Below are 26,941 nucleotides of genomic sequence, written 5' to 3' on the forward strand. Positions count from 1 at the left end.
AAAACTACAAAAGTCATCCAGATGAAAATATTTATTTTGAAAACTGATAATATGATTTATAATGACTGACACAAGTTTTAAATATTATGCTCAAGAAATTAGCTTGGTATTGGTCTTCTGTAGAGTTAATTAAAGGGTTTGTTATTACATTAAAATATATGTTCAAACCAAAGGTTACTTTGAGGTATCCTATGGAGAAGGGCCCTTTAAGTCCAAGGTTTCGTGGTGAGCATGCGCTGCGTAGGTATCCAAATGGTGAAGAACGATGCATAGCTTGTAAGTTATGCGAAGTTATCTGCCCTGCTCAAGCAATAGTTATTGAAGCAGAGGAAAGAGAAGACGGTAGTCGCCGCACCACACGCTATGATATTGACATGACAAAATGCATATATTGCGGACTTTGCCAAGAAGCATGTCCAGTTGATGCAATTGTGGAGGGTCCTAACTTTGAATTTGCTACTGAAACAAGAGAGGAGCTAATGTACAATAAAGAAAAGCTATTGCGTAATGGTGAAGTTTGGGAAGAAGCAATTGCACTCAGGTTAAAAAAGAATAGGCCGTATTATTAACTAGGTATGTCAACAATTAAAATTTCTTACAGCAAGTATGTAATAGATCTCTTGTACAACTGTTATTTAACTGAAAGATCAGTAGCTCACCTTTTGGTGTCATTCCAGCGCGTGGCTCTGGAATCTAGAAAAGAAAGAAACATGGATCCCAGTGTCAAGCACTGGGATGATAAAAGGTCTAATGAATGATAAAAGTTACCTTTTTAGCCGAACAAAAAGTAAAAGAATACAGTGGTAGAGTCACTGGCTTTGATATATTACAACCGGATGCTTTGAGAGAAGCAATTGCCTTTAAGGTAAATGGTGAGTTGTATGATCTCTCACGTGAAATTGAATCTGATACAGAGATAGAGGTAATACAACTGAGTGACGAAGCGGGTTTAGATATAATAAGGCATGATGCTGCTCATATAATGGCGCAGGCAGTAAAAGAGCTCTTTCCTAATACTCAGATTACTATCGGGCCAACAATTCAAGATGGTTTCTACTATGATTTTGCTACAGATCGTACCTTTACCACGGACGATCTTGCTGCAATAGAAAAAAAAATGAAGGAAATTATAAAAAGTAACCACAGATTCGTCCGAGAAGTTTGGACTCGTAAGCAGGCAATTGATTTCTTTAGTGATATAGGTGAAAGATACAAGGTTGATATTGTCTCATCAATACCAGAAAACGAAAACCTAACTGTTTATAAACAAGGCAACTTTGTAGACCTATGTCGTGGTCCGCACTCACCATCAACTGGCAGAGTTAAAGCGTTTAAACTTATGAAAGTAGCAGGTGCATACTGGCGTGGCGATTCTAAGGGCCCAATGTTGCAAAGAATATATGGCACCGCGTGGAGAAATAAGGATGAATTAAATACTTATCTTAAACGTCTGGAGGAAGCAGAAAAACGCGACCACCGCAAAATTGCTAAGGATATGGACTTATTTCACATTCAAGAGGAAGCTGTTGGGCAGATTTTTTGGCATGAACAGGGATATACTTTATATAATGTTCTTGAGTCTTACATCAGAAAAAAGTTAATGAACAATGGCTACTTTGAGGTGAAAACCCCTATTTTAGTAAGCAAAGAGCTGTGGGAAAAATCGGGACATTGGGATAAGTTTCGTGAAAATATGTTCATTATTGATGAATCTGAAAGTAAAAAGCTAGCAATAAAACCCATGAATTGCCCTTGTCATGTGCAGATTTTTAATTCTCACATCAGAAGCTATCGTGATTTACCGATACGTATGGCAGAGTTTGGCACATGCCATAGAAATGAAAGCTCAGGCTCATTGCATGGACTGATGCGAGTGCGTGGTTTTACGCAAGACGATGCACATATTTTTTGTATGGAAAAACAAGTGAATTCTGAAACTGTAAAGTTTTGTGACCTTTTAAAAGAAGTATATTCAGAACTTGGGTTCAATGAAATTTCTGTGAAATTTTCAGACCGTCCAGATACTAGATCAGGTAATGATGAAGTGTGGGATAGAGCTGAAAGAGCACTGCTTGAAGCAGTTAAAGAAGCAGGGCTTAGTTATGAACTTAATCCTGGTGAAGGTGCATTTTATGGTCCAAAGTTAGAGTTTATTTTGAAAGATGCAATAGGTAGAAATTGGCAATGTGGAACGTTGCAAGTTGATTTTATTTTACCGGAGCGGCTTGGAGCTTTTTATATAGGAACAGACGGGCACAAGCATCACCCTGTCATGTTACATAGGGCAATTCTTGGAACTTTTGAGCGTTTTATTGGAATTTTAATAGAAAATTATGCAGGAAAATTTCCAGTTTGGCTTGCTCCAACACAGCTTGCTATTCTGACCATTACAAATGAGTCTGACGGTTATGCTACAGAAATCAGCAACGTTTTAAAAGAACAAGGTGTGAGAATCAAAACTGATTTGACCAATGAAAAAATTAGCTATAAGATACGTTTGCATAGTTCAAGTAAGGTACCTATATTATGGATCATAGGCAAAAATGAAGTTACAAATAAAACTGTGTCAGTGAGAAATTTAGGATCGGAAAAACAGGAGTCTTTTTCTTTGGAGAATGCTACTGAATTGCTGTTAAAGATTATTAATTTGAATTAATGGAGCTAAAATTTGCAAGTCAAAAAGAACAATAAAAACAGAATTAATGAACTCATCACAGCTAAGGAGGTACGCTTAGTTGATCATAGTGGTGAAATGGTCGGAATTGTTCCAATAGAAAAAGCTTTGGAAGTTGCACAAAGTGTTAATTTAGACTTGGTAGAAATCGCACCTGATTCAACTCCTCCAGTATGTAAAATTCTGGACTATAGCAAACAAAAGTATGATATAAAAAAGAAGGCAAGTGAAGCAAAAAAGAAACAAAAAACATTAACTATAAAAGAAATTAAACTGGGTCCTAATATTGGTGATCACGACTACGAAACAAAATTGCGTCAAGCAAGGGATTTTCTTGTGCATGGACATAGAATTAAAGTCACAATGAGATTTAGAGGGAGAGAGCTTGTAAACACTGAAGTTGGACTGAAAAAATTAGAACGGCTAATTAGAGACGCTGAAGATATTGCAAAAGTAGAATTAGCACCTAAAAGGGAAGGAAATCAATATTCTTTAACTTTAGCTGCTAAGTAGTAAAATCATTTAAAAGTATAAGTTAAGTTACTATCCTCTCTTCAATTATATGACGAAAATGTCTGATTAATCCTTGAACTGGCCAAGCTGCAGCATCGCCAAGTGCACAAATTGTATGCCCTTCTATTTGAGTTGTAAGGTCAAGTAGCTTATCTACTTCACCAGGTTTAATATTTCCTGCTACCATTCTTCTCATAATCCTCCACATCCATCCAGTGCCTTCACGGCATGGTGTACATTGTCCGCAGGACTCATGCATATAGAAATGTGATAATCTTTCTATTGCAGCTATTATGTCAGTTGATTTATCCATCACTATTACAGCAGCAGTACCAAGCCCTGATTGTGCAGCCCTTAATGAATCAAAATCCATTTCAATAGTATCACATATAGATTTTGGAATTAGTGGGACTGAAGACCCACCAGGTATTACAGCAAGTAAATTATCCCAACCTCCTCTCACTCCACCTGCGTATTTTTCAATTAATTCACGCAGTGAAATTCCGAGCTCTTCTTCAACATTACATGGATTATTTACATGCCCTGAAATGCAAAAGACCTTAGTGCCAGTATTATTTGGTTTACCAAGAGATGCAAACCACTCTCCTCCGCGATTTAGAATATCTGGAACCATGGCTATAGTTTCAACGTTGTTTATTGTGGTTGGGTAGCCAAAAAGTCCAACACCTGCAGGGAATGGAGGTTTCATGCGAGGAAAGCCTTTTTTTCCTTCAATTGATTCAAGTTGAGCTGTTTCTTCTCCACATATATAAGCTCCTGCACCTCTGTGAATGAATACATCAAGATCATAACCTGATTTGCAGGCATTTTTTCCAATTAAGTTTTCTTTATAGGCTTCCTCAAGTGCCTTTTTTAGAACTAAATATTCATTATAAAATTCACCCCTGATATAAATATATGCAACTGATGCGCTGATCGCTCTGCCAGCTAGAAGAATTCCCTCAAGTAACTTATGTGGCTCATATCGTGATATATCTCTATCTTTACACGTACCAGGTTCTGACTCATCTGCATTGACTACTAAATACGCTTTTGAAGTATTTTTAGGCATAAAGCTCCACTTAAGGCCAGTAGAAAATCCTGCACCCCCTCGACCTCTCAAGCCAGATTTCTTTACTTCCTCAATGATTTTTTCTGATCCTAAATCCAGTAATTCCTTTGTTTTTTGCCAACTACCACGTTTTTTTGCACCCTCAAGTAGTGGTGTTTCTTTACCATTTAAGTTTGTGAATATTTTGTCCTGTTCTTTTAGCATGCTTTTAAGATTCTAAGTGATCCCGACGCGATTCGAACGCGTGACCCACTGATTAAAAGTCAGTTGCTCTACCGGCTGAGCTACGGGATCATTTTATTTTTCAGCTACACTAAACAGTAATATAGTTTTTATCCGTTTTAATCAAACTAAAATTTTCATGTGTGGTTAAATAAATTACATAATGTACTGCATTAGTGATAATTTAATTAAAAATTTTTGAAGGAAAACTTCTTGTTAATTCAAAGATTCATTTTGGTAAAGCTGACGTACAACTCTAAAAAGATAGAGAATTATACATAAATGCAGAATTTGTGCACTATTTAGCAATAGCCTCACAAATAAATATTTCTTGCATTTCAGCGTGAGTGATTTATGCTTTAAGCAAGAATTGGGGGCATAGCTCAGCTGGTAGAGCATCTGTTTTGCACGCAGAAGGTCAGCGGTTCGATCCCGCTTGCCTCCACCAATATAGGTTCTAGCGTATCATAAAGTCAGCTTATTTTAATCTAGGAGTGTTTTATACTAGTTTCCTAAAAAATCCCTCTTTCTGTAACTTTTCTTTATGCAAGTAATGTGTGTTATTATAATTCTGATATATACTAACTTAACAATAAATTAATCAATAAATGTTAGAATAGCTATAATTAAGTTGATTAGGAAATACTTATGAGTAGCAAGAAACGCGTTTTTAAGATGGTACCCGGAGAGGAATTATCAAAAGGATTTGGTAACAACGTCTATTGGCCTGAATTTTCTCTTTTTCAATCGGTTAAAAAAGTTAAGCTTGTGCAACTGGGAAAAGAAGATGAAACGATAGAATTACCAATAAGATTATGCGGCAATAACATCCTTGGAGATACCTTTTATTGCATAAGGAACGAAGAGGGAAATACTTTGAAAGGTAGTTTTTCTAGAGATAAACCATGTTATACAAAAAACAGTTGTGCATTTGTATATTATAATGATATGTTAGTCAAGCTATCAATGAAATCGTACTTTGTAGACTGCGAAGAAGGTTGTTCTGGTACTTTGCGTAATGATATTAAATCTGAGAGATCTAAGTACATTTATGTAACACAGGAAGAATTGTCTGATACTTATAAATATTATTTCTCAGATTATCAAGGAAATATTGTTAATTCACCTGACAATCAGGCATTACAATATATTGGGCTGGACGTCAGTGAAGAAACAGTAAAAAATATATTATCTAAAATACCAGAGAATATAATACTATCAAAGGTGTTTGCTAAAATTTTTGTTGGGGGACTAACAGAAGATCAGTTAGAAACTCTTACCCATACTCTTAGTGAAGTCCAAATAGAGAACTTAGTAAAGCACTTAACAGATAATCAATGGAAAACTTTGGTGAGTCATTTAACCAATCACCAATTACATATTCTTGCTTATGAACTAAATCCAGAAAAATTACAAATAATTATTCCTATTTTAAATGATGATCAGCTTGGAGCCCTAGTGAGAGAATTAAATCCAGAGCAAGTAAGAGAAATTTTACCTCATTTAAAAGTCGATCAGTTCAAGGCACTTATCAATAATATAGACGATTATCAGCTTGTAGAATTAGCAAAAGATTTAGATGAGCACCATTTGACCATTCTTTCCAAGGAATTGTGGTCTGAGCAACTTCCAGCCCTAGTACACACTTTAGAAGGAGATAGGTTACATAATTTAATTAATAAACTAGACCACGATAAACTTGCAATAGTAGCTCGAGATTTAACTGATTCTAATAAGATTCAGATTATCATTAAGTCTTTAGCTGACAACCCAGACAAACTTCAAGCTTTTGCTCGCAATATGTCTAATGAGCAGTTTAAAGAACTTTTGGATAATTTAGGTGCAGGAGAGCTTAAAGATATTATTCACAAATTGCCTCACGAGAAAGTTATATCTGTGATTGGTAATCTTGATAGTAAAGGTCATTCTAAAGCTATTCTTGATGCATTGAAGGAGAAATTTAACGAGCAAAATGAAAAAATGAAAGAGCTTCTGGATAAGGTTGACCGAATGATTCCTGAGGAGAGTGAAGCAAATTGGAATGATGCACATCCATCAACTTACGTTTTTCAAGATATGAATACTGAGTTTGCAATAATAGATAATTTATTGTGAACTTGGATATTGATAAATTAACAGTGTGCATGTGAAACTAAAAAATAATTTAAACTTTAATAATTTATGGAGGTAATTTATATGAGTGAGAACTCGCAAAACCTTTTACAAAGTGCTAATAATGAAGAACAACTTATAAGCGCTCTTGGTCTTATTACACTTAAGACAGGTAGTGGTAAGGATATACAGGACTTTAAGAAAGCGGTTAGTGGTGATACTGTTAAAAAAGCATTTGGTGAATTAGCTAATAATATTAATGAACAACTTATTAATAGGTTGAATAGTATGTTAAAAGAAGAGCAAGATAAAGTTGCAAGTTTGCAAGATATTATAGGCAACAAAAGTAAAGGGTTACAAAAAGATCTAGCAGATTTAACCGCTAAATTAAATGATATGTTACCTGAGGAGGCACCACCCTATTATGACATGTTGTAAAGTATAAGAAAGTAACAGCCTCATACCAGTCTGTATATGCCATTTCAATAGGAGCTAACATGAGTAACAACAGTAAACAAGAAAGCGAAAATAACTTTGAAGTAATAAACCAAATGAGCGATTTCAACTTTAAAGAAATAGACAATATAGAAGTTGAAGTTAAGCCCACAAACTTTGAGGACATTGCAGATAAAATTGCAACAATTCATTACGTCTATCAAGTTATGGATAAGTTAGTCTACGATTTAAATGAGAAGTTTGTTTCTGATTTGAATGCCTCACTTATGAACAACATAGCACAACTTCGAAAAGAGTCTCTTGATATAAACCAACGCTTGGCCAAAGGTTTATCTCATTTGAATGAGTTAATTCAACAGGATGGATTTATTGATAATAATAAAAACTATAGAACATGGGCAGAAGAACTTGATCACCTAAGGGGAGAAGTTGAAGGATTAAAAGCAGCAATAATTGACCATAATAACGTAGAATGGGAAGCACCAACTCACTCTGATATATTGTGGTAGTTAGGAAAGTAACAGCTTGCTAGCAGGCTGTTGCTTTCTTTCACATACCATTTCAATACAACTGAATTAGGAAATCTATTTTAGGACTTTCGGCTTATAGTTCTCATCATGTTTTGCAAACACCGTATCTGCAAGAAAGGTACCATTATCAAACATTTTACCTTGTACAACAACACCACTTTTTTCTGAAAACATTGGTGGAAGTATTCCCTGATATTTCACCATAACGCTCTTATTAAAATCTGTCATCTGAAAAATTACTTCGCTTTCGCTCCGTATCACGCTATTTTCAACAATCATTCCACCAACACGGATTGGCTTTTGATTATTTGGTAAAACTATTGCCTCACTTACTGTATAGAAAAATGAGATATTTTCTTTGAGCGTTGTTAAAATAAAAAAAACTGCACAACTTAAAAAGCAGAAAATTCCTGAAGTTATAAGTAATCGCTTATGTTTCTTCTTCATTGTTGCTTTTAAGACTTTCTAAGTTTTTTTTACTTTTTATATAGCAAGAAACGGTAAAAATCAAATTTCCACCAATCAGTATGAAACTAATAAGGTAAGCAAAAATTACATATATATTCATAATGCACTGCCAATAAATAACTCACCTGCATCAAAATAAATTAAGCTTCCATCCTTTTGCTGCAACACTAATTTACCACTTTTGTCTATATCAGCAAAAATTCCTTCATACAATTTGTCAACTAACTTTACACTGATTTGCTCATTCATTTTGAATGCTTTTTTTAACCACATTTCTCTTATAGCATGAAACCCATCAAATAGCCATTGCTTTCTTAGCTTATTAAAATTTATTATTAATTTTTTTAGCAGATCTATGTTAGACACAGATCCACCATAATTGCTAATGCACGTTGTTCCTGGAAGTAGTGCATGATTGACATTAATTCCAATTCCTATAATGAGCCAATTCGAATTGGATTTTTTTTCAAGCAATATTCCGCTTATTTTCTTGCCATCGATTAGAACATCATTTGGCCATTTATATTGAAGATTGAGATCGTTTATGAATGGATCTCTTGTCATCCCAGTGCTTTGACACTGGGATTCAGAAGAAAAAGTATGGATTCCAGTGTCACGCACTGGAATGACACCGCAGTGGGTTTGATTATTCAAGAAATTTAACGATAATAAAGTATTTCCAACAGCAAGAGCAGTCACAAAAGTCAATTCTGTCAATTTGCTGACATCCTTTTCTTGGTTAATTATCAAACTCGCATAGAGATTACCCTCTGGAGAAATCCAGCTTTTTCCAGTGCGTCCCCTGCCTTCTGTTTGTTTATCAGCAATAATGACAGTTTCATTTGATATCCCTTTCTCAATTAAACCCAATGCTTCTTTATTAGTACTTGGAACTTCTTTGTAATGATAAATACGAAAACCTTCAAGGATCACCTTGTCAGCCCTTTAGTTTAATGAGTGAGTCAAGATCTTCTACATACAAGAAAAGAACGAGATTGATCAGTGAAGCCACTGAAGTGATAATGAATAGACTCTTAGAATAAGCAACCTTATTACCACTAGCTTTATCAAAATACATAACTTTCATGATATTTAAATAATAGTAGCATGATATCACACTCGATATTACAAGGATCAAAGACAGGCTGATAAAGCCAGAATTTATTAAACTTTTGAATATAAAAAATTTAGCGATAAAACCTGCAAGTGGAGGTATTCCCGACATCGAGAGTAATAGTATAGAAAGATGGAATGCTAAAATTGGTTGCTTTTTTCCTATACCAGATAAATTTGCAATATCACAATCATCATCGTCAATTTGTACGAGATATGAGAATAGCCCTATGCTTGTGATGATATATATCACCAGATACATTAAGGCACTATCTGTTCCTGCTTGTGTAAAAATAGAAAGTGAAGCAAATATAAAACCAATGTGACCAATTGAACTGTAAGCAAGCAGCCTTTTTAAGTTTTGCTGACGCAAGGCCCCAAAAGCTGAGATAAGCACAGACAATGCTGAAAAGTATAAGAAAATAGGCTGAACATAACTTTTTACATTTACTAACTCTTCATTCATCAGTCGAATTAAAAATGTTACAAGTGCAGCTTTTGGGGCCGTAGAAAAAAACGCAGTTACTATGGTAGGTGCACCTTGATAGACATCTGGAGCCCACATATGAAAAGGAGCAATAGCAAGCTTGAAACACAAACCAATAAGGATAAAAACTAACCCAAAAACTATTCCATAAGTTATCTGATGGTTTTGCAAGAATGAACCGAGCTCAGAGAAATTGACTTGTCCTGTATATCCATAAAGCAGCGACATTCCATACAGCATAATGCAGGAAGATAGTGCACTAAGTGTAAAATATTTCACTCCTGCTTCACATGAATAAGCTGAATCTTTATTAAAGCTCGCAAGAACATACAAAGATATACTCATCAACTCAAAAGCTAAATAAAAAGAAATCAGACTATTTGCTGAAACCAAAGTTATCATGCCAAATAGCGCAAAAAGAATCAGTATTGAAAATTCATATTTATAGTCATATTTTGATAAATTCATCATCAAAAGTATTAAAATTCCTGTGCTGAGAATTAACCCTTGGGCTGACCTGATGTATAAATTGAGTTTTAACAACGAATTAAAGAGAAAAATTTCATTGTTTTCTGCCGAAATAATTAAAATAATCAAAGTTACCACTGTGCAGCCAAGTGCTAATAAGTTGATAGTTCGGCGGTTAAATATAATTCCAAGTAGTAGCAACACTAACGAGGAGATAATAGAGAACGTTTCCGGCAATATCTGTATATAATTCATAGCGCATTATATTTGACTAACAAATTTGCCATACATGGCTTCAAATAATTCAGTGCAAGGGTTGGGTAGAATCCAAGCAAAATAACAAACACTGCAAGCAGAATTAAGACAGAAAATTCTATGCTATCCAAGCGATTATTTAATAATTTAGAATAGCTAACCCCCCATATTATTTGCTTACATAAATTCAGCATATAAACTGCGCTTAAAATAGTGCCAAGTGCGATAAATCCTGTAAAAAACCCTATGCTCTTAAACATTCCAACCATAGCCAAAAACTCACCTATGAATCCAGATGTTCCAGGTAGCCCTATTGAAGCCATTGAAAATAAAATGAACATAAAACCAAATTTTGGCATTGTGTTTACTATGCCAAAATACTTTGCAATCTCCAAAGTTCCAGTTCGAGTATATAGCATTCCAACACACAAAAATAAAGCAGCAGAAATAAGGCCATGACTAATCATTTGAAATATGCTACCCAGTACTCCTTCCTCACAAAATGAAAAGAGGCCAGCGGTAACGATCCCCATATGTGCTATTGAAGAATAAGCTATTAACTTCTTTATATCATCTTGAGCAAACGCAACTAGAGAAGCATATATCACCGCAATAATGCTCAGCACAACAACGAAATTTGAAAAATACAAACTTGCCTGAGGAAGCATTGGAATAGAAAACCTTAAAAATCCATATCCCCCCATTTTAATAAGCAAGCCAGCTAAAATCACAGATCCAGAAGTTGGTGATTGCACATGCGCATCAGGAAGCCAAGTGTGAAATGGAAACATAGGTACTTTTATTGCAAAAGAAATAAAAAATGTAATCCACAGCAATGACTGCACTTCAAGATCAAGGCTTGGCACTAATGTAGCTAATTTTTGTATATTAAACGTCCCAAAAGTACTATAGATATACACTAATCCAAGCAGAAATAATAATGAGCCAGTTAATGTATAAAGAAATAACTTAAACGTCGCATATATCCTTTGCTTCCCTCCCCAAATGCCAATAATAAAGAACATTGGTATTAAAACAGCTTCAAAAAACACATAAAAGCTTATAGCATTCAGTGAAACGAAAAAACCGACTACAAAACTCTCAAGCAGTAGAAATAATGCCATATAGGCTTTTAGGGTCGTATAACTCATTTTGCAGTTATAGAGTATACAAATTACAAACAAGAAAGTTGTAAGCAGAAGGAAAAGCAACGATATACCATCTATCCCTATTCCTACATTCTTGATTGGATAGCTGACAAACTGAAAGTCCGCATTGTTATAATCAAATTCTATACAAGCTACAATGCTAAGCAAAAATGGAAGTATAGCAAAAAATAGGGCAAGGAATTTTAGGTGTATAGATTGATGATTAATCCTGATCGAGGATAAAATCAACGCTCCTATCAGTGGAAGCAAGAATATACTAAGTAACAACACCTTCTATTTAATTTCAATAATATATAAAGCACCGATTATTAAAGTAACAAACATAATAAATGCATAATCAAATATATAACCAGTTTGTAACTTTATAGAACTTTTTGAACATTCATTAACCAACCTTACAACACCATTTGGTCCAAATGAATCAATAGCCTTAACATCAAACTTCCATAGAAGCCTAGATATAAACCTTATCGGTGCAATTATAACAAACTCATACACCTCATCAAAGTACCATTTATTCTGCAAAAACTTAAGTAAAAATTTACTCTTAATTTGCCTAATTACTTGATATTGGTAAATTAGGCACGCAAGTGCTATTCCACTTAGGCTTGCTAAGGTTGGCAGTAGTTTTATAAAGAAATTATGAACTCCATGCTCATCAATCATCACTAAACTTGATTTCCAAAACGCATTACTAGTTATGTTCAAAATATTTGCTCCCCATATTCCAGAAAATACTGATCCAAAAGCGAGTATCAGTAATGGTATAAGCATAATCTTTGGTGCCTCATGTATATTAATTTTACTTTGTTTTTGGCTGTGGAACACAAGAAGCAATAACCTCCAAGAGTAAAACGCTGTGAAGAATGCAACAACTAAGCTTATTACAAAAGCAAAGCTATCCGTGCTATAAGCATGTTCAATTATCAAATCCTTTGAGTAAAAACCTGCAAATGGAAATATTCCAGAAAGCGCAAGAGATCCAATCCACATGAGAGTATAAGTGCAAGGGATTTTCTTCCAGCAATTTCCCATTTTCTGAATGTTTTGCTCATGATGCATTGCATGAATCACATTGCCAGCACCAAGAAATAGTAGAGCTTTAAAAAAAGCGTGTGTCATTAAATGAAAAATAGCAACATTGTAAGCAGAAAGCCCACATGCCATGAACATATAACCAAGTTGACTGCAGGTTGAATAAGCAATTATTTTTTTTATATCGTTCTGAGTAATCGCAACCGTAGCTGCAAAGAAGGCAGTAAGTGCCCCAACAATAACTATTAATTCTCGTGCCACATTTGATAGCTCAAATAATGGAGAACATTTTGCTACTAAAAATATACCTGCTGTTACCATCGTTGCTGCGTGAATGAGTGCAGAAACAGGGGTTGGCCCTTCCATTGCATCTGGCAACCAAACATGTAAACCAAGCTGTGCAGATTTACCCATACAGCCAATAAAAAGTAATATGCATATTATATGAGTTACTTTGAATTCACAGCAGAATGCCCTAATGTTCTGCGTGCCAAGAAGATCAGTTGTGTCAAAAACTTCAGTAAAATTCAAAGAGTGAAATGTATAATAAATAAGAAAGGTTCCAATCAATAGTGCAAAGTCTCCTACCCTATTCACAACAAATGCTTTAATTGCTGCATTATTTGCAGAATATTTTTGGAACCAAAATCCTATGAGTAAATAAGAACATAGGCCAACCCCTTCCCAGCCAAAAAAAAGCTGCACGAAATTATCGCTTACAACCAGCACAATCATGCAAAACGTAAATAGCGATAGGTAAGAAAAAAACCTCGACTTCCCCTTATCATGCTCCATATAACCGATAGAGTAGAGATGTACTACCAGTGAAACGGTGGTAATAACAATAAGCATTAAGGATGAGAGAGCATCCACACTAATTGCCCAATTTACTTTTAATACACTTAATGAAAATAAAGGAAATAAACTCAAGTGATAATTTTCAGAGAAGGTGAGAAAAACATACCAAGATAAAACTGCAGATATTCCAATCCCTGCCGTTGTAACTAACTGACTAAAAACACCTCTTCTAAAAAGTGCTGCAAACAGCGAACCAAAGAGTGGCAAAAATACTATTAATTTCAGTATATCCATCATTCTTTCATTAAATTTGCTTGTTCAACATCTATATTGCCACGGCTTCTATAATATACAACCAATATTGCAAGCCCAACTCCTGACTCTGCTGCCGCAACAGTCAACACAAACATCACAAAAATTTGCCCAACTATATCATTCATAAAGGCAGAAAAAGCAACTAAGTTGATATTAATTGCCAGCAATAATATTTCTATTGATAACAATATATTGATTATGCTCTTACGGTTGATGAAAATACCGCACACTCCAATAGTGAACAAAACAGCAGCAACTATCAAAAAGTGATTTAATCCTATTTCCATTCTACTCCTTTTCCAAATTTAGCCTTAACTAATTTTACAGATGAAGATTGTGTCAATTGCTTTAATACATTCTGTTTTTTAACTCCTTTTTTCTTGTCCTGCAAAGTAAGAGCAATTGCACCGACAATTGCAACAAGCAGCAGAATACCAGAAAGATGAAAAGCGTACATGTAGTCGGTATACAGCAAATTACCAATAGCTTTCACATTATTGGTATTATAGTTTATAACATTGCTTATATTCGGTGCTGAGCTGCGGATTACAAAGCTGATGACTAGAAAAAACACAACACACAACATAGCACCAAGAGTGCAATGCTTTGCAAAACCCTGGCGCAACCTTATGTAGTCAATATCGAGCATCATAACTACAAAGAGGAACAACACCGCAACCGCACCGATGTATACTATCATCACCATCATAGCAATGAACTCAGCTCCAAGGAGAATGAAAAGAACTGCAGAGTTAACGAAGGTGAAAATTAAAAATAATACTGCATGCACAGGATTTCTTACACTAATTACGCATACAGCAGATAAAATGCTGAGAATTGCAAAAAAATAAAAGAAAAAAGGCATCGATACTTTAACTGCAACAATAGTTACTAACTTAAGGTAATTGTTGCTGTAAAGTCAATACTATATTAAAGATTTGAAAATATCGTACTACAAGCTTCAACTCCTCAGTAATGCAATAAACACTCTTGACAATCTTGATTTATTAATATATAATGTATGTATATTAATAGTCAGCGGTAGCTCAAAATGTACAACATATTTGGTTACTTCAAAAGCAACAATAGTTCTAACGCACAAAATAGCAGATTAAATGGAGAAGGTTATCAATACACCACAAGAGACTATATGACAATTTACTTTAATAACACATTAGCAAGTTTCAGTAGATCATTGATAGAATTTAAAGAAAAAGCATATGGTTTTATATATGATATTGGAGCTTGGTTGAAAGCAACATATGAAAATTTCACTGAACGAGCTGAAATTCATAACTTCTATGTTCCAGAAAAACTTCCTATTAAAGCTGAGGAAATAAAGATGAAGGAACTGAATCGTAAGCCTAAGCCATTTCAAACTCCACCTATTCATCAAACAAGCAGAAGTTTTGATGCCAATATCTCAAATCAAGTTGTTGTTACTCACCATACACTTGAAGCTACCCCAACAAGATAGATCTACGCTTAAATATCTAGTACTTGAATGAGTTGAATGTTATGTTCAATAAGACCTTTACAATATTTGGATCATAGGTTTAACTTTATAAAGTTATAATCTATAGAGCTTCAATGAACGATTATCTCTCACTGTTAAATCCAGAACAGCAATTAGCTGTAACTAACATAAATGGGCCAGTTTTGATACTGGCAGGAGCCGGAACCGGAAAAACAAGAACGATTACTTCAAGAATAGCACACATAATTAGAAACGGTCACGCTTATTCTGATGAGATATTAGCAGTTACATTTACAAATAAAGCAGCAAATGAGATGGTATCAAGGGTACTTGAGCTAACGGGCACAAACATACCATGGCTTGGCACTTTCCATGCAATTGCAGCAAAAATTTTGCGCATGCACGCAGAAATTGTGGGCTTAAACCCCAATTTTACAATCATTGGTGTGGATGACCAATTACAGGTAATAAAAAATATTATCAATGAAATAAATCCTGATTACCTATCAGAAAAATATAAGACCATTATGAATATTATTCAGCAATGGAAAGAGAAGTGCTTATTGCCGTCTGAAGTGGAAGATGTTCAATCATTTAGGCCAGTTTACGTAACTGCACTTAAAGTCTATTACCAGTATCAGGAAAGGTTAAAATTCCTTAACTCTGTTGATTTTGGTGACTTATTGTTATATAACATACAACTTTTTAATAAAAAGACCGAGGTTCTGTCCTACTACCAAAACAAGTTTAAGTATGTCATGGTAGATGAGTATCAAGATACAAATGCAATACAATATCTTTGGCTAAAATACCTTGCAAAAGAGCATTCAAATATTTGCTGTGTAGGAGATGATGACCAGTCGATATACAGTTGGCGTGGTGCAGAAGTTGAAAATATTTTGAAATTTTCCGATGATTTTAAAAATGCAAAAACCGTTAAACTGGAGTGTAACTACAGGTCAACATCCCACATAATTGCAACTGCATCATATGTGATCAATCACAATAAGACTCGCTTAGAAAAAAAATTGTGGACAACAAACATTGAAGGCGAAAAGGTAAATCTAATCAAATTGTGGGACGGAAAGGCTGAAGCAAGGTTCATAAGCGAACAGATATTAAAACTCAATAAATACAGATTTAGTGATATTGCAGTGCTCGTCAGGGCTACTTTTCAAACTAGAGTTCTCGAAGAGTATTTTATAAAATATTCAATTCCCTATAAGATTATAAGTGGCGTAAAATTCTACGAACGTCAAGAAGTAAGGGATATAATTGCATATTTGAGGCTTGTTACAAATAATAATGATGATCTCGCTTTTGAAAGGATCGTAAATCGTCCAAAAAGAAGCATAGGAGCTACAACTCTAAAGAAAATATACACGACTGCTCAGGATAACAAAATTTCTTTTTTTGAGGCAGCAAAAATATTGGTTAATAGTGATCAAGTAACCGAAAGAATTAAACTCTCACTAAATGATTTTTTAAATAAAATTAAAGCTTGGGAAGAAATAGTAAGCGTAAAACCACTGCATGAATTTGTTAAAATCGTAGCAAATCAATCAGGATATATGGAAATGCTTGAGAATGAAGGAGTGACGGGTTTAGCGCGAATAGAAAATGTTAAAGAGCTCATTTCATCTTTGAAGAATTTTGACAGCACTATAACCTTCTTGGAGCATATTAGTTTGGTGATGGAAGTGGATAATATGAATAGCGATGACACTGTATATGTTATGACTCTTCATGCGGCTAAAGGGCTTGAATTCCCGTGCGTGTTTTTACCTGGTTGGGAAGAAGGATTATTTCCTCATCAAAGATCTTTTGAAGATAAAAGTGGTAAAGCTTTGGAAGAAGAGAGAAGACTTGCATATGTTGGCATAACTAGAGCAAAAGAAAGGTTGATCATTTCATGTGCAGATAGGAGGGAAATTAATAATCAGTGGCAACCAATGAGCACTTCTCGATTTATTAAAGAATTGCCAAGAGAAAATGTTGAGGTGATCAAGAATAGTGCCTACTGTTGAAGCTATAACTGCAGCTCTTACGACAAACACATCTGAATTACTTCAATTATATATTTCTCCTGGCAAAAATTCTCTGATGGTCTTAAATAAAATTTTCAGTGAATGATTATCAGACATGTTGTGTTCTGCTGATTTTATTAAGTGTACTTCAACGTCTGTTGACTTAATTTTTTCAGCTAAATTCAATGAAGTTTGATAAGGAACATCTTTATCATTAATGCTATGCAATAAGCGCACAGGACAGTTTATATCTATTGCTTCTCTGTTTAAAAGAAGGTTCTTTCTACCGTCTTCGATCAGATTTTTAGTTATTTTGTATGCACAATGCTCCGAAGTAAAATCTATTACACCTTTAGAACCTAGTTCTTCTTTTTGCTTGCCTGACAATTGCTTGAATATCAAATCTTCAGTAAAATCAGGAGCAGACGATATGCCGATTAATGCTGCAATTTTTTCTGGAAATTGAAGAGCAGTGAGCAGCATCAGCCATCCTCCCATACTTGAACCTATAATTATTTGTTTATTGCTAGTTAATTCACTTATCACTTTAGCACAATTTTTTTGCCAATCACTTATTGTATAATCAGCAAAATCACCGCTTGAATTACCATGGCCAAAATAATCAAAGAGCACAAGTGCTATATCATTTTCTTGGCAAAATTTGTAAACGGCAGTTGCTTTAGTTCCATCCATATTGGATGCAAAACCACTAAAAAAAACTATAGAAGCCTTCTTTCCTTGTAGCTTTCGATATGCTATATGGCCATTACTTCCATCGAGTAATTTACAATAATTCATACTACTTTGGCAAGGCAACCGGACTATCGCTCATCGAACGCAAATAGCTGACTAGATCTGCAATCTCTTGTGGATTGGAAATGCCTGCAAATGCCATACGTGTACCTTTTATGTAGGCTTTTGGATTTTTTAAAAAAGCAAATAACTCCTCATACTCCCATTTCCCACCTTTTTCAAGTAGTGCTTTTGAGTAATTGAATGAGCTGCCAAGATGGGCCTTTTTATTTCCAACCACGTTCCATAAGTTTGGCCCCACTTTATTCATTCCACCTTTCTCAAAACTATGACAAGCTATACATTTTTTTGCTGCTGACTTGCCTTTTTCAAAGCTAGCATTCTGCATGAGTTCTCCAATATCAAGTGCCACTTGTTCAATCTTTTGTTGAGGCTCATTGCTGGCTGCTACTATTGTTTGGTGTTCAATTTTATAATCCTCTGGGTTGTAGAGCATATCAACTACATTACTAACTATCATAATTATTAATCCAGAAAGTAAAATCGATGCTGCAATCTTATTAAGCTCCATAGTTAATTCTTATCAAGTAATGTTACTTAAATTATGCAAATATTTTCGCAAACAGTAAACAATTACCTTTATTTCACCAAAGATAGAAATTTCTATTACTTAGCTAAGTTAGGAGACTGCAATTCTATTTCTATCGGAGTAACTTGTGGTTCAATTACATAATGATCTGGAATAACATATTAAAATAGATTTCCTGCAAACTTGTCTGCAATGATTGAAACTGGAACTACTTCTATAATGTTCGTTTGCTTGACCTAAGATTCAGGAGCATTTAAACTGAATTTTATAAAGTACTAGAAATGATAGGAAATCTAAGAGGAATAGTTGATGAGGTGTGTAGCGATCACATAATCCTGAATGTGAATGATGTTGGCTACATAGTATATCTTTCAGCCAAAACTTTAAGTGCTTGTTCGATTGGAAGTAGAGTAAAATTACTTATCGACACTTATGCAAATAGCAGAGAAAACGTTACTCAGCTATATGGCTTTATAAGTAAAGAAGAACAGCAGTGTCTGCGTTTATTAGTTAAAGTGAGCGGTGTCAGCTATAAAACCGCAATGTCAATTTTGAGCAAATTAACTCCAGAGCAACTGTTTTTGGCAATTATAAATGAGGATAAACTAGCACTTAAGGTGAGTGGACTTGGCCTGAAACTCATAAATCGAATTATTACTGAGCTGAATGGCAAAGTAAGTAAATTAGAGATAAATAACAATCATTTTCACTCAATTAGTGAAGATGCTCTTTCAGCTTTGATCAATCTTGGATATGAAAGAACAAAAGCTTATGATACAATAAAAAAAATAGAAGATGAATCACCAAACTTGGACACTAAAGATATTATTCGTATGGCGCTTAAAACAATATGAAGTCAATATCATGTAGTAAGGAATACTCTGAAGATGTACGTAATTTAAATATCCGGCCTGAGCAACTTGATGATTTTGTCGGGCAAAAAGACTTAATACAAAATTTAAAAGTGTTTATAAATGCTGCACAGACGAGAGCTGAAGCTTTGGATCACGTATTGCTCTATGGTCCTCCAGGGCTTGGTAAAACAACTTTAGCACAAATTGTCTCTAAGGAGTTAAGGGTTAGCTTTCGTGCAACTTCTGGTCCATTGCTTAGTAAAGCTGGGGACTTAGCTGCAGTGCTCACTACTTTAAATGCAAAAGATGTTCTATTTATCGATGAGATCCATAGATTAAATCGTAGCATTGAGGAAGTTTTATATACTGCTATGGAAGATTTTTGCCTAGATATACTAGTAGGTGAGGGCCCATCTACCAGAACTTTAAGAATAGATTTACCACCATTTACACTGATTGGGGCAACAACACGGCTTGGACTGCTTTCTGCACCGCTGAGGGATCGTTTTGGTATTCCCCTGCATCTTGAGTTTTATTCTTTTGAGGAACTGATTGATATTATCAAAAGAGGTGCAAGAGTTCTTTGTGCTGAAATCGAAAAGGATGCTGTGCAGGAAATTGCCTGCCGCGCCCGTGGTACTCCAAGAATTGCTTTGAGATTACTCAGAAGAATAAGAGATTTTGTTGAAGTAAAAGATGATAAAAAAATTACCTGTGAAATTGCCGGTTCTGCACTATCAAAATTGGGTATAGATAAAATGGGACTAAATAAATTAGATATGGATTATCTGAGATTTTTGTTTAACACCTCAGGACCTGTTGGAATTGACACCATATCTATTGCACTATCTGAAGATGTTGGCAATATTGAAGAAACAGTAGAACCTTATTTAATCAAGGTCAGTTTTGTAAAGCGCACACCAAGAGGACGTGTTTTAACTGATCAAGCAAGGGAATATCTCAGCATTAATTCAGTGGTATGCTAGTATTATACTATATTTTATAACATTGTATAGTATTACATTAAACATTATAATATTCTTTTATTATATGATTTGCAGGTGTTTTAGAGGCAAATAAGAAAGTCTTCTGTTATAGTGAATATGTTCTTGAAAAATTACGTAATATATGCTAGGCTGTATATAGTATGAATGTAAAAATATCAATAATTTATTGATATTTTTTAAGATTAATACTTATTAAATACTTCATATTGTAAGATTGAGTTATTGTATTTTATAGACTTAAGATAAAATGGTAAAAAGCCTTCTAAACAATTATAGAAACAGTAATTCAATTAATGGAGAAAAAGCAATGAAAAATTTTTTAATCAATAACAACGAAGAGGACGGTAGCTCAATCTACATTAATCGAATCAGAGAGCAAGATCTCTCTGCAGAGCAGAAGCTCAATGAATTAAAAGGATTCATGGAGGAGCTTGCTAGGAAAGCTGAGCTCAAGAGAATAGAGCTTGAGCGTCAGGCTGCGAGTTGCATTGATGAAACATTATCTCAAGTAGAGCTACAGATACAAGATAATGAGGATTACTTTACTGATGATAATCAAGGGGTATTCGCAAATTTCTTTGAATCCCTCTTTAATCTTTTTGAAGTAAATGTAGATCCGAAAGTCTACAAAATGCTCAAGGAGAAGAAAGAGAAAAATCTGCTTCTTTCGATAATTAAGTTTTTGCGTGATAAGCTTAAGGAATTAGTTAAAAAGATCTTCAAAAAAGATTTAGATTTAAGTTGGGATAAAAGGCTAGACAAAGAGATAAAAGAATTGCAGGAGAAATTACTCAGCGGTGAGTTATCTCCTGAAGAAGAAATAGCAATACTCGAACGTTTGCAAGCGTTGCAAAATTTAAAATTGAAGCTTCAAACTTTTCTCGTGGGCTCAGTCATTGCAATGTTTGCAGAAATTTTTGCAGTTGATTTAGCAGCAGTAGTAGAGCAAGATGTAACTGAGGAAAAAAGAGACAAAAAAGCAGAAAAAACAGAATCAAAAGAAGTTCGTCAAGAAATAGAAACAAAAGTGAATGAAATCACACCAATTTCCCTATTTAATTTTTCATCTCAAGTTCCAATGCCAATCACTCTGAATAAGCAAGAACGTGCTATTTTACCAAAGCCTATAGAAAAATTAGTAGACACTCTACCTAAACCTGTTATAAGTCACAAAAATAGTGAAGTACAAAAACTGGAAAAAATGAATAAAGAAAAGAAAGAAGCAAAAGAAGAGAAAAATGAAAAACCAAAATTAGCTGTCTGTCCACCTGCTCCACAGCAAAAGGAACACAGGAGAATTAGAAGAAATAACAAAGAGAGGGATACTTATGGGACGAAACGAATAAAAGAGCCTTCTGCTAAGAGTCAGCAAAAAGCTGCTAATGCTGCTGTGGAACTGCCAGGAGGATTAACTGATGGTGTAAGAGTTGAAAACCACGCTTCTTCAGTCAAAGAGAGAGGTGTGTAAAGGTTCTCTCTCTTTTTTTCATTCCAGACTGGTTTTTTATCTGGATTCCAGCATCAAGTGCTGGAATGACATGGCGGACAAGTAGCTCTCTCTTGTCTTCAAGTGGCCCCTTTGTTGTCATCTCAGTGCCTCCTCTCTTGTCATCCCAGTGCTTGACACTGGGATGGCTTTGTTGCACAGCTCTTCGGATAGTGGGTAATGTATAATAAATTCATGAAGCTATATCAAACTTAGCCATGCCTATTTCAGTAAATTTGTTAAGCAAATAACGCTTGAGTAGCAGTTCCTTCTCACGATTAATCTCAGATTTATTCCTAAAACTAAATCCAAATATTTGCTTCAGTCGCGAGAAAAAACTTTCTATATAAGATCTCTTCCAATAATTTATCTCTTTTTTCCACCTCTTCATACCATCTTCATCATATGACTTTATGAGCTTGATTGTAGAATTTCTCTCATTCATATAATCCAACTTTGGATGCTCTACTGCATTATTTTGCGGAGGAATCCTTGTCTTTATGTCAAGCTCATCGCACAGTTTGTATAACTTCTTTCGATTATATGCCCTATCTGCATATATCGTGCTTATGTTATACTTGGTATCCACTCTTTCAATAAGATCACAGGCTCCATAGTGGTCGGAATAAACTCCACTACTGTATTTTGCAGCTATAACTTTTTTACTACCTATCTCTAGCATTACATGTAGCTTTCTTGTTTGCTCATAGCGGCGATACTTTCTATCTGTACCATTTGCCTTACTATGGCCTGGAATATTATTGTAGATGCTGATACCTGTACTATCTATAGCAATTTCAATATCTTCCATATCGTTCTTATCAACTCTGCAGTCGTTGATTTTGATATTAAGCTTTTTAAACCTTCTTGAAGCCTGCGAATAGCTGATAATTTGCAAAATTTTCCCTATTTGCTCAAGATATTTCTCTATAAATCCCACTGTTTGCCTAAGACCAATCCTGAATAGATAGGTTATTATGTGAATTAGAATCACTACTTTGTCGCTGTAGACATTGTTGCCACCTGCTACTTTTGGACTATTTTCGTACCAATTTTCAATGGCATCGTTGATATAATGAAAAACATTTCCCCTTTCTTGAAGAAATTTGTTATATTCATTGCAGTTACTGACTTTCATTCTTATTGGCATATTTTTCCTTTGTCGGCTAAATATCTATTTTATAACAAATTCCATCAGTAACTGCCTGTTCTTTCCTTGAGTGGTGCAACAAAGCCCACTGGGATCCAGGAACTTAGTTAAAAGAGCTGTCATTCCAGTTTAGGATCCATTTTTCTTCTAGATTCCAGACTGGAATGACACCGTCTTGAATGGAAGCCAGTGCCAACGATGCGCCATATTACAATGTTCGTAAAGTTGTGTACTCAGACACTGTCATCCAGATACAATTTCATCATATAAATCTTTCCATTCTTGATTTGTTTTTTCAATTAAGTTTATTTTCCATTTTCTCTGCCAACTTTTTAGGAGTTTTTCTCTACTAATTGCTAAATTTATGTCTTTCAAAATAGACTAGTTTACAAACATTGTACTTTGACGTGAAACCAGAGATGGCTTTGCTTTTGTGTTCCCAAATTCGTTTAGTCAAATTTGATGTTATACCTATATATAGAGTCCCATTGCGTTCACTTGCAAGTATATAAATATAATAACTTTTCATATATAATAAATAAATTTACCGAATTCCAGACTGGAATGACATTAAAGGAGCTACTTGATGACACTAAAGAGGCTATTCTTTGATACTAAAGAGGCTACTTGAATGACAAGAGAGAAAGTATTGGAATGACACCGTCTTGAATGGGAGGCAGTGCCAACGATGTGCCATATTGCAATGTTTGTACAGTTGCGACTTAAGTCAATAAGGAAAGGTGTTATTCCATTACCTCCTCTCTTGTCATCCCAGTCTGGAATCCAGGAGTATAAAAATGGTGAATAAAATTTATGTTAAAAAACTGCTTGTGCTAATAATTGATTCTTAATATACTCATTACATAATAATTTAATTTAGAGGTTGATATGCATGGTAACAATGGTTCAGGCAAAAGAGTATTTGATAATACTGCTCCAGGAGGAGGAAGGGTTGATCTGAGCAAAATAGATCCAAAGAAAATAGATGATTTTAGAGACATGATTAGACGTGAAGAGGAAAGAAAGAAAAATCAATCTAGTGGTCAGGGCACCAGTAGGAGTGGTAAGTAATTATGTTAATTAATTAGAGAGGTGGCGTTATGCCTAATAAAAGTAAAATAAATCGAGAATTAGTAAAAGCGTTTAATAGTGTTCTTCTTTCTGATAATACTGCTATTACTAATCTCACTATAGAAAAAGATCATGTTGTTCTCTCATTTGATAAAGATATGAATATTGGTCAGCGCAAAGACTACTTGAAAAATATGAGAGAGAGTATAGTAGGAAAGTTTTGTGGAGATAATGAAGATGAGGATGAAAAAGTTTTTGTCGAAAAGGCTGCCAATGATCTTTTTTATACAGACTCTTTTCCTTTTAACTTTAATCAAGGAAAATGGACTACAGATAATAGCAGACATAGGTTTTCAGTGCCAATTGAAAAAGAGGTAGTTTGTAATCTAAAATATTTGCTAGCTAATGAACTTATACGATTTACAATAGCACGTATTATAGACGATCATCCTAAAGGTCCAGATTATGTGAATGAAAATGTATACGATGTGGGTTTTGAAAGAAAATCTTATTTATACTGTAAGGGCTTTGATGATCAAGAATTAAAAAAATCTTTTGTAAAATCATTCTCATCGAGAATGGAAAGTTATGAAAATAGTCCTAAAAGATTTAAGGATTTTTTAGAAGAGAAGGGGAATTATGTATATCTAAAGAAAGGCGTTTTTGATGATCTTAAATTCATCAAAGACATAGTAAAGCATGAAGCACACTTGACAGGTCGTTGTTTTGATACTCCACAAGGCGAGATTGGAGTTAATGACATGATGAAATTTGCAGTGGTTGATTTGTTTCTTAAAGCAAACATACAAGTTGATTTTATGGTGCGTAATTCTTACTTAGGGAGTGATGAAGATTCAGTTTTAATTCCTATTATAAGTGGTAGTAATGGTAATAGATATTTAACAAGAGAAGAAGTGAATCACGTTAATAATATGTTTGGTATGGATGTATTAAATAATGTTGAAGCTTATACTTCGCAGAAGTCTCTATTGAATAGTGATAGTAAAGGATTGTACGGAATAGATTTTGCTAACCCAGACATTGCTTACTGCGTGATGGATAAGATCATGGAGAGCTCTTTAATCAGCGAAGATACAGGTAAAGATAAAGTTAAATATAAGCTATCCATTGATCCTGCGCGTGTGCAAGCTATGAAACCACAAATTCTTGTCCCTCCTGAAAAAGTAGGGACGGATGGACCAAGTGCAGATAGTGGTTTTGCTGGTTCACCTAAGAATTCAGTTATAGGTAAATCACATACTGGAAACTCAAGAAAATTCCTTAGGCCCGACTACTATGGTGAAGGTAAAGGTGGGGATGATGCTTCGGCTAAAGATAGTGGCTTTGGCCCTTCTTCAGCACGATCTTCTTTTAATAAGCCCGAAACAACATTTAACCAACCTTCTATATCACAGCCTGACCAATGTTCTGCAAAAAAGCAGACATCAACTAATAAAAAATCAATTTGTTGTATTTTATAGCTAAAGGAAATTAGGCTATTCAAAGATGAATTGTGAATGAAAGTTTATTTGCCAAGGTAGAGCTGCCTTGGCCTACAAATCTTGGTTTCTTTATCGTTTACCATTTCATACCACTGGGCAACCCAACCAGTGGTTCTTGCAAGTGCAAAAATGGGTGTAAACATACTTGAAGGGATACCGATAGCATTCATTATTATACCTGAATAAAAATCAACATTTGGATACAACTTACGTGTAATAAAATACTCATCCTTTAAAGCTATTTCTTCAAGTTTTTTTGCAATTTCAAGTAATTCATTGTTTTGCTCTAGTTTGCTTAAAATCTCATGACAAGCATCCTTTAATATAAGCGCGCGCGGATCATAGTTTTTATAAACACGATGTCCAAATCCCATTAGCTTAAATGGATCTTTATCATCTTTAGCTTTCTCAATGAATCTATCTACATCTCCACTTTGCTCTATCTCTTTTAGCATATTTATAACTGCCTCATTAGCTCCACCGTGTGCTGGACCCCAAAGTGTAGCAACTCCTGCAGACAGGCTTGCAAATAGATTAGAACCAGCTGACCCTACCAATCTGACAGCTGCTGTAGAAGCATTCTGTTCATGATCAGCATGGAGAGTAAATATTTTATCCAGAGCTTTTACAAAAAGGGTATTATTAACAGCACTGCCAAATATCATATTTAAGAAATTCTCACTATAACTTAATTTATTATTAGCATTTGTGAATTCCTGATTGTTGATATGTCTATAAATCATTGCAACAATTGCAGGAACTTGTGCTATTGCAGAAATTCCAAAATCTAAATCTTCACCATTGACATTGTTGCCATGTGTTTCATGGTAAGATGCTGACAAATTTGCAAAACATGCAACTAAAATCGACATAGGGTGAGCAGTTTTTGGAAATGCTTTGATTACATTTGTAACTTGCTCTGATACTTTGGATGATTCTTGTATTTTGAGAAGAAATTTTTTGTGTTGCTCTGAACTGGGTAGTTCACCATAGAGCAATAAATAAATCACAGCAGTAAAACTATTATTCTCTGCCAAATCAGCTATATCATGTCCCCTATACTTAAGAACTCCTTCATCTCCATCAATGAATGTAATTGTGGAAGAGCATGAAGCTGTGGAAACAAACCCCGGATCATAAGTGAATAATCCTGTCGTCTTATATAAATCCTTAATATTTAACACGTCAGGACCTACTGTTCCACTTAATACGGGCAGATCAATTTTTGACCCATTACTTAGTTCCAATAATGCTTTTTTATCCATCACTTGAGCTACTTAATTTTATACAGAATATACAAACTGAAAAGTATATATTAATACAGTTAACTTTACATTA

General features: G+C 34.6%; 25 protein-coding genes, 2 tRNA genes and 1 pseudogene. 14 read left to right on the top strand and 14 right to left on the bottom strand.

Going from position 1 to position 26,941, the window contains the following annotated elements; all coding sequences use genetic code 11:
* The first annotated feature begins 86 nt into the window (after nt 1-86).
* From nuoI to infC, 3 genes are all read left to right on the top strand, one after another.
* Nucleotides 87-569, top strand: a complete 483-nt coding sequence (gene nuoI / locus AAHF52_RS04600; RefSeq protein WP_012481971.1) for an NADH-quinone oxidoreductase subunit NuoI — start codon at nt 87-89, stop codon at nt 567-569.
* A gap of 185 nt (nt 570-754) precedes the next feature.
* Complete coding sequence (gene thrS / locus AAHF52_RS04605) at nt 755-2,656, top strand: threonine--tRNA ligase (protein ID WP_007302392.1); 1,902 nt, start codon at nt 755-757, stop codon at nt 2,654-2,656.
* Nucleotides 2,657-2,668: 12 nt separating this feature from the next.
* A complete protein-coding gene (gene infC / locus AAHF52_RS04610; RefSeq protein WP_007302391.1) occupies nt 2,669-3,187 on the top strand; it encodes a translation initiation factor IF-3 in 519 nt (172 codons plus the stop codon).
* Nucleotides 3,188-3,209: 22 nt separating this feature from the next.
* Here infC and nuoF read toward each other — a convergent pair whose 3' ends face one another.
* Nucleotides 3,210-4,463 (bottom strand): NADH-quinone oxidoreductase subunit NuoF, encoded by a 1,254-nt coding sequence (gene nuoF, locus AAHF52_RS04615; protein ID WP_214303163.1) that lies wholly within the window; start codon nt 4,461-4,463, stop codon nt 3,210-3,212.
* A gap of 17 nt (nt 4,464-4,480) precedes the next feature.
* Nucleotides 4,481-4,553 (bottom strand) — tRNA-Lys (locus AAHF52_RS04620).
* A gap of 300 nt (nt 4,554-4,853) precedes the next feature.
* Between AAHF52_RS04620 and AAHF52_RS04625 the strand changes: the two genes are divergently transcribed.
* The 4 genes from AAHF52_RS04625 to AAHF52_RS04640 all read left to right on the top strand — a co-directional run bounded on the left by AAHF52_RS04625 (nt 4,854) and on the right by AAHF52_RS04640 (nt 7,558).
* Nucleotides 4,854-4,929, top strand: a tRNA-Ala gene (locus AAHF52_RS04625).
* Between the two features lie 200 nt (nt 4,930-5,129).
* Nucleotides 5,130-6,596, top strand: a complete 1,467-nt coding sequence (locus AAHF52_RS04630; protein ID WP_264376671.1) for an MgtE intracellular N domain protein — start codon at nt 5,130-5,132, stop codon at nt 6,594-6,596.
* An 81-nt stretch (nt 6,597-6,677) separates the two neighbouring features.
* The gene (locus tag AAHF52_RS04635) at nt 6,678-7,031 is read left to right on the top strand and encodes a hypothetical protein (protein WP_342068385.1); all 354 of its coding nucleotides are present in this window, start codon (nt 6,678-6,680) and stop codon (nt 7,029-7,031) included.
* A 59-nt stretch (nt 7,032-7,090) separates the two neighbouring features.
* Nucleotides 7,091-7,558: a hypothetical protein gene (locus AAHF52_RS04640; RefSeq protein ID WP_262986272.1), complete on the top strand. Its 468-nt coding sequence runs from the start codon at nt 7,091-7,093 to the stop codon at nt 7,556-7,558.
* A 75-nt stretch (nt 7,559-7,633) separates the two neighbouring features.
* On the opposite strand, the gene ccmE is transcribed toward AAHF52_RS04640, so the two are convergent.
* From ccmE to AAHF52_RS04675, 7 genes are all read right to left on the bottom strand, one after another.
* A complete protein-coding gene (ccmE, locus tag AAHF52_RS04645; RefSeq protein ID WP_012481969.1) occupies nt 7,634-8,026 on the bottom strand; it encodes a cytochrome c maturation protein CcmE in 393 nt (130 codons plus the stop codon).
* Between the two features lie 117 nt (nt 8,027-8,143).
* Nucleotides 8,144-8,980 (bottom strand): biotin--[acetyl-CoA-carboxylase] ligase, encoded by an 837-nt coding sequence (locus AAHF52_RS04650; protein WP_264376672.1) that lies wholly within the window; start codon nt 8,978-8,980, stop codon nt 8,144-8,146.
* 4 nt (nt 8,981-8,984) lie between these two features.
* Nucleotides 8,985-10,370: an NADH-quinone oxidoreductase subunit N gene (locus tag AAHF52_RS04655; protein WP_264376673.1), complete on the bottom strand. Its 1,386-nt coding sequence runs from the start codon at nt 10,368-10,370 to the stop codon at nt 8,985-8,987.
* Nucleotides 10,367-11,809: a NuoM family protein gene (locus AAHF52_RS04660; RefSeq protein ID WP_214303156.1), complete on the bottom strand. Its 1,443-nt coding sequence runs from the start codon at nt 11,807-11,809 to the stop codon at nt 10,367-10,369. Before AAHF52_RS04660 ends, AAHF52_RS04655 begins: the two co-directional genes overlap by 4 nt.
* A 3-nt stretch (nt 11,810-11,812) precedes the next feature.
* Complete coding sequence (nuoL, locus tag AAHF52_RS04665; protein ID WP_342068386.1) at nt 11,813-13,669, bottom strand: NADH-quinone oxidoreductase subunit L; 1,857 nt, start codon at nt 13,667-13,669, stop codon at nt 11,813-11,815.
* Nucleotides 13,666-13,974 (bottom strand): NADH-quinone oxidoreductase subunit NuoK, encoded by a 309-nt coding sequence (gene nuoK, locus AAHF52_RS04670; RefSeq protein ID WP_006012916.1) that lies wholly within the window; start codon nt 13,972-13,974, stop codon nt 13,666-13,668. The genes nuoL and nuoK overlap by 4 nt, the downstream gene beginning before the upstream one ends.
* Complete coding sequence (locus tag AAHF52_RS04675) at nt 13,965-14,552, bottom strand: NADH-quinone oxidoreductase subunit J (RefSeq protein WP_012481965.1); 588 nt, start codon at nt 14,550-14,552, stop codon at nt 13,965-13,967. The genes nuoK and AAHF52_RS04675 overlap by 10 nt, the downstream gene beginning before the upstream one ends.
* A 186-nt stretch (nt 14,553-14,738) precedes the next feature.
* Between AAHF52_RS04675 and AAHF52_RS04680 the strand changes: the two genes are divergently transcribed.
* A complete protein-coding gene (locus tag AAHF52_RS04680; protein ID WP_052265004.1) occupies nt 14,739-15,164 on the top strand; it encodes a hypothetical protein in 426 nt (141 codons plus the stop codon).
* 113 nt (nt 15,165-15,277) lie between these two features.
* Nucleotides 15,278-17,191, top strand: coding sequence for an ATP-dependent helicase (locus AAHF52_RS04685; RefSeq protein ID WP_007302378.1), 1,914 nt, complete (start codon nt 15,278-15,280; stop codon nt 17,189-17,191).
* Between the two features lie 42 nt (nt 17,192-17,233).
* On the opposite strand, the gene AAHF52_RS04690 is transcribed toward AAHF52_RS04685, so the two are convergent.
* Both AAHF52_RS04690 and AAHF52_RS04695 read right to left on the bottom strand, forming a co-directional pair.
* The gene (locus AAHF52_RS04690) at nt 17,234-17,989 is read right to left on the bottom strand and encodes an alpha/beta hydrolase (RefSeq protein WP_007302377.1); all 756 of its coding nucleotides are present in this window, start codon (nt 17,987-17,989) and stop codon (nt 17,234-17,236) included.
* Nucleotide 17,990: 1 nt separating this feature from the next.
* Nucleotides 17,991-18,515: a c-type cytochrome gene (locus AAHF52_RS04695; protein ID WP_007302376.1), complete on the bottom strand. Its 525-nt coding sequence runs from the start codon at nt 18,513-18,515 to the stop codon at nt 17,991-17,993.
* 299 nt (nt 18,516-18,814) lie between these two features.
* On the opposite strand from AAHF52_RS04695, the gene ruvA reads away from it, so the two are divergent.
* The 3 genes from ruvA (at nt 18,815) to AAHF52_RS04710 (ending at nt 21,862) form a co-directional block, all read left to right on the top strand.
* Nucleotides 18,815-19,387: a Holliday junction branch migration protein RuvA gene (gene ruvA / locus AAHF52_RS04700; RefSeq protein WP_007302375.1), complete on the top strand. Its 573-nt coding sequence runs from the start codon at nt 18,815-18,817 to the stop codon at nt 19,385-19,387.
* A complete protein-coding gene (gene ruvB, locus AAHF52_RS04705) occupies nt 19,384-20,373 on the top strand; it encodes a Holliday junction branch migration DNA helicase RuvB (RefSeq protein ID WP_052265003.1) in 990 nt (329 codons plus the stop codon). Before ruvA ends, ruvB begins: the two co-directional genes overlap by 4 nt.
* A gap of 268 nt (nt 20,374-20,641) precedes the next feature.
* Nucleotides 20,642-21,862: a hypothetical protein gene (locus AAHF52_RS04710; protein ID WP_264376676.1), complete on the top strand. Its 1,221-nt coding sequence runs from the start codon at nt 20,642-20,644 to the stop codon at nt 21,860-21,862.
* Nucleotides 21,863-22,073: 211 nt separating this feature from the next.
* On the opposite strand, the gene AAHF52_RS04715 is transcribed toward AAHF52_RS04710, so the two are convergent.
* Nucleotides 22,074-23,030, bottom strand: a complete 957-nt coding sequence (locus tag AAHF52_RS04715; protein WP_342068387.1) for an IS5 family transposase — start codon at nt 23,028-23,030, stop codon at nt 22,074-22,076.
* 243 nt (nt 23,031-23,273) lie between these two features.
* A pseudogene (locus AAHF52_RS04720) lies at nt 23,274-23,559 on the bottom strand (GIY-YIG nuclease family protein).
* Between the two features lie 359 nt (nt 23,560-23,918).
* On the opposite strand from AAHF52_RS04720, the gene AAHF52_RS04725 reads away from it, so the two are divergent.
* Together AAHF52_RS04725 and AAHF52_RS04730 are read left to right on the top strand one after the other, a co-directional pair.
* Nucleotides 23,919-24,101: a hypothetical protein gene (locus AAHF52_RS04725; RefSeq protein ID WP_213863843.1), complete on the top strand. Its 183-nt coding sequence runs from the start codon at nt 23,919-23,921 to the stop codon at nt 24,099-24,101.
* 29 nt (nt 24,102-24,130) lie between these two features.
* Nucleotides 24,131-25,582, top strand: a complete 1,452-nt coding sequence (locus tag AAHF52_RS04730) for a hypothetical protein (protein ID WP_264376679.1) — start codon at nt 24,131-24,133, stop codon at nt 25,580-25,582.
* Between the two features lie 44 nt (nt 25,583-25,626).
* On the opposite strand, the gene AAHF52_RS04735 is transcribed toward AAHF52_RS04730, so the two are convergent.
* Nucleotides 25,627-26,868 carry a citrate synthase gene (locus AAHF52_RS04735; protein WP_007302370.1) on the bottom strand — a complete coding sequence of 414 codons (1,242 nt, stop codon included), beginning with the start codon at nt 26,866-26,868 and terminating at the stop codon, nt 25,627-25,629.
* Nucleotides 26,869-26,941: the final 73 nt, after the last annotated feature.

The organism is Wolbachia endosymbiont (group B) of Melanargia galathea, from assembly GCF_964030625.1.
In the GTDB taxonomy this organism is placed as follows: domain Bacteria; phylum Pseudomonadota; class Alphaproteobacteria; order Rickettsiales; family Anaplasmataceae; genus Wolbachia.

Coding starts and splice junctions, on each gene's coding strand:
- nuoI (WP_012481971.1), top strand. CDS start 87: ATGCTCAAGAAATTAGCTTGGTATTGGTCTTCTGTAGAGTTAATTAAA.
- thrS (WP_007302392.1), top strand. CDS start 755: ATGATAAAAGTTACCTTTTTAGCCGAACAAAAAGTAAAAGAATACAGT.
- nuoF (WP_214303163.1), bottom strand. CDS start 4,463: ATGCTAAAAGAACAGGACAAAATATTCACAAACTTAAATGGTAAAGAA.
- AAHF52_RS04630 (WP_264376671.1), top strand. CDS start 5,130: ATGAGTAGCAAGAAACGCGTTTTTAAGATGGTACCCGGAGAGGAATTA.
- AAHF52_RS04635 (WP_342068385.1), top strand. CDS start 6,678: ATGAGTGAGAACTCGCAAAACCTTTTACAAAGTGCTAATAATGAAGAA.
- AAHF52_RS04640 (WP_262986272.1), top strand. CDS start 7,091: ATGAGTAACAACAGTAAACAAGAAAGCGAAAATAACTTTGAAGTAATA.
- ccmE (WP_012481969.1), bottom strand. CDS start 8,026: ATGAAGAAGAAACATAAGCGATTACTTATAACTTCAGGAATTTTCTGC.
- AAHF52_RS04655 (WP_264376673.1), bottom strand. CDS start 10,370: ATGAATTATATACAGATATTGCCGGAAACGTTCTCTATTATCTCCTCG.
- nuoL (WP_342068386.1), bottom strand. CDS start 13,669: ATGATGGATATACTGAAATTAATAGTATTTTTGCCACTCTTTGGTTCG.
- nuoK (WP_006012916.1), bottom strand. CDS start 13,974: ATGGAAATAGGATTAAATCACTTTTTGATAGTTGCTGCTGTTTTGTTC.
- AAHF52_RS04675 (WP_012481965.1), bottom strand. CDS start 14,552: ATGCCTTTTTTCTTTTATTTTTTTGCAATTCTCAGCATTTTATCTGCT.
- AAHF52_RS04680 (WP_052265004.1), top strand. CDS start 14,739: ATGTACAACATATTTGGTTACTTCAAAAGCAACAATAGTTCTAACGCA.
- AAHF52_RS04685 (WP_007302378.1), top strand. CDS start 15,278: ATGAACGATTATCTCTCACTGTTAAATCCAGAACAGCAATTAGCTGTA.
- AAHF52_RS04690 (WP_007302377.1), bottom strand. CDS start 17,989: ATGAATTATTGTAAATTACTCGATGGAAGTAATGGCCATATAGCATAT.
- AAHF52_RS04695 (WP_007302376.1), bottom strand. CDS start 18,515: ATGGAGCTTAATAAGATTGCAGCATCGATTTTACTTTCTGGATTAATA.
- ruvA (WP_007302375.1), top strand. CDS start 18,815: ATGATAGGAAATCTAAGAGGAATAGTTGATGAGGTGTGTAGCGATCAC.
- ruvB (WP_052265003.1), top strand. CDS start 19,384: ATGAAGTCAATATCATGTAGTAAGGAATACTCTGAAGATGTACGTAAT.
- AAHF52_RS04710 (WP_264376676.1), top strand. CDS start 20,642: ATGGTAAAAAGCCTTCTAAACAATTATAGAAACAGTAATTCAATTAAT.
- AAHF52_RS04715 (WP_342068387.1), bottom strand. CDS start 23,030: ATGCCAATAAGAATGAAAGTCAGTAACTGCAATGAATATAACAAATTT.
- AAHF52_RS04725 (WP_213863843.1), top strand. CDS start 23,919: ATGCATGGTAACAATGGTTCAGGCAAAAGAGTATTTGATAATACTGCT.
- AAHF52_RS04730 (WP_264376679.1), top strand. CDS start 24,131: ATGCCTAATAAAAGTAAAATAAATCGAGAATTAGTAAAAGCGTTTAAT.
- AAHF52_RS04735 (WP_007302370.1), bottom strand. CDS start 26,868: ATGGATAAAAAAGCATTATTGGAACTAAGTAATGGGTCAAAAATTGAT.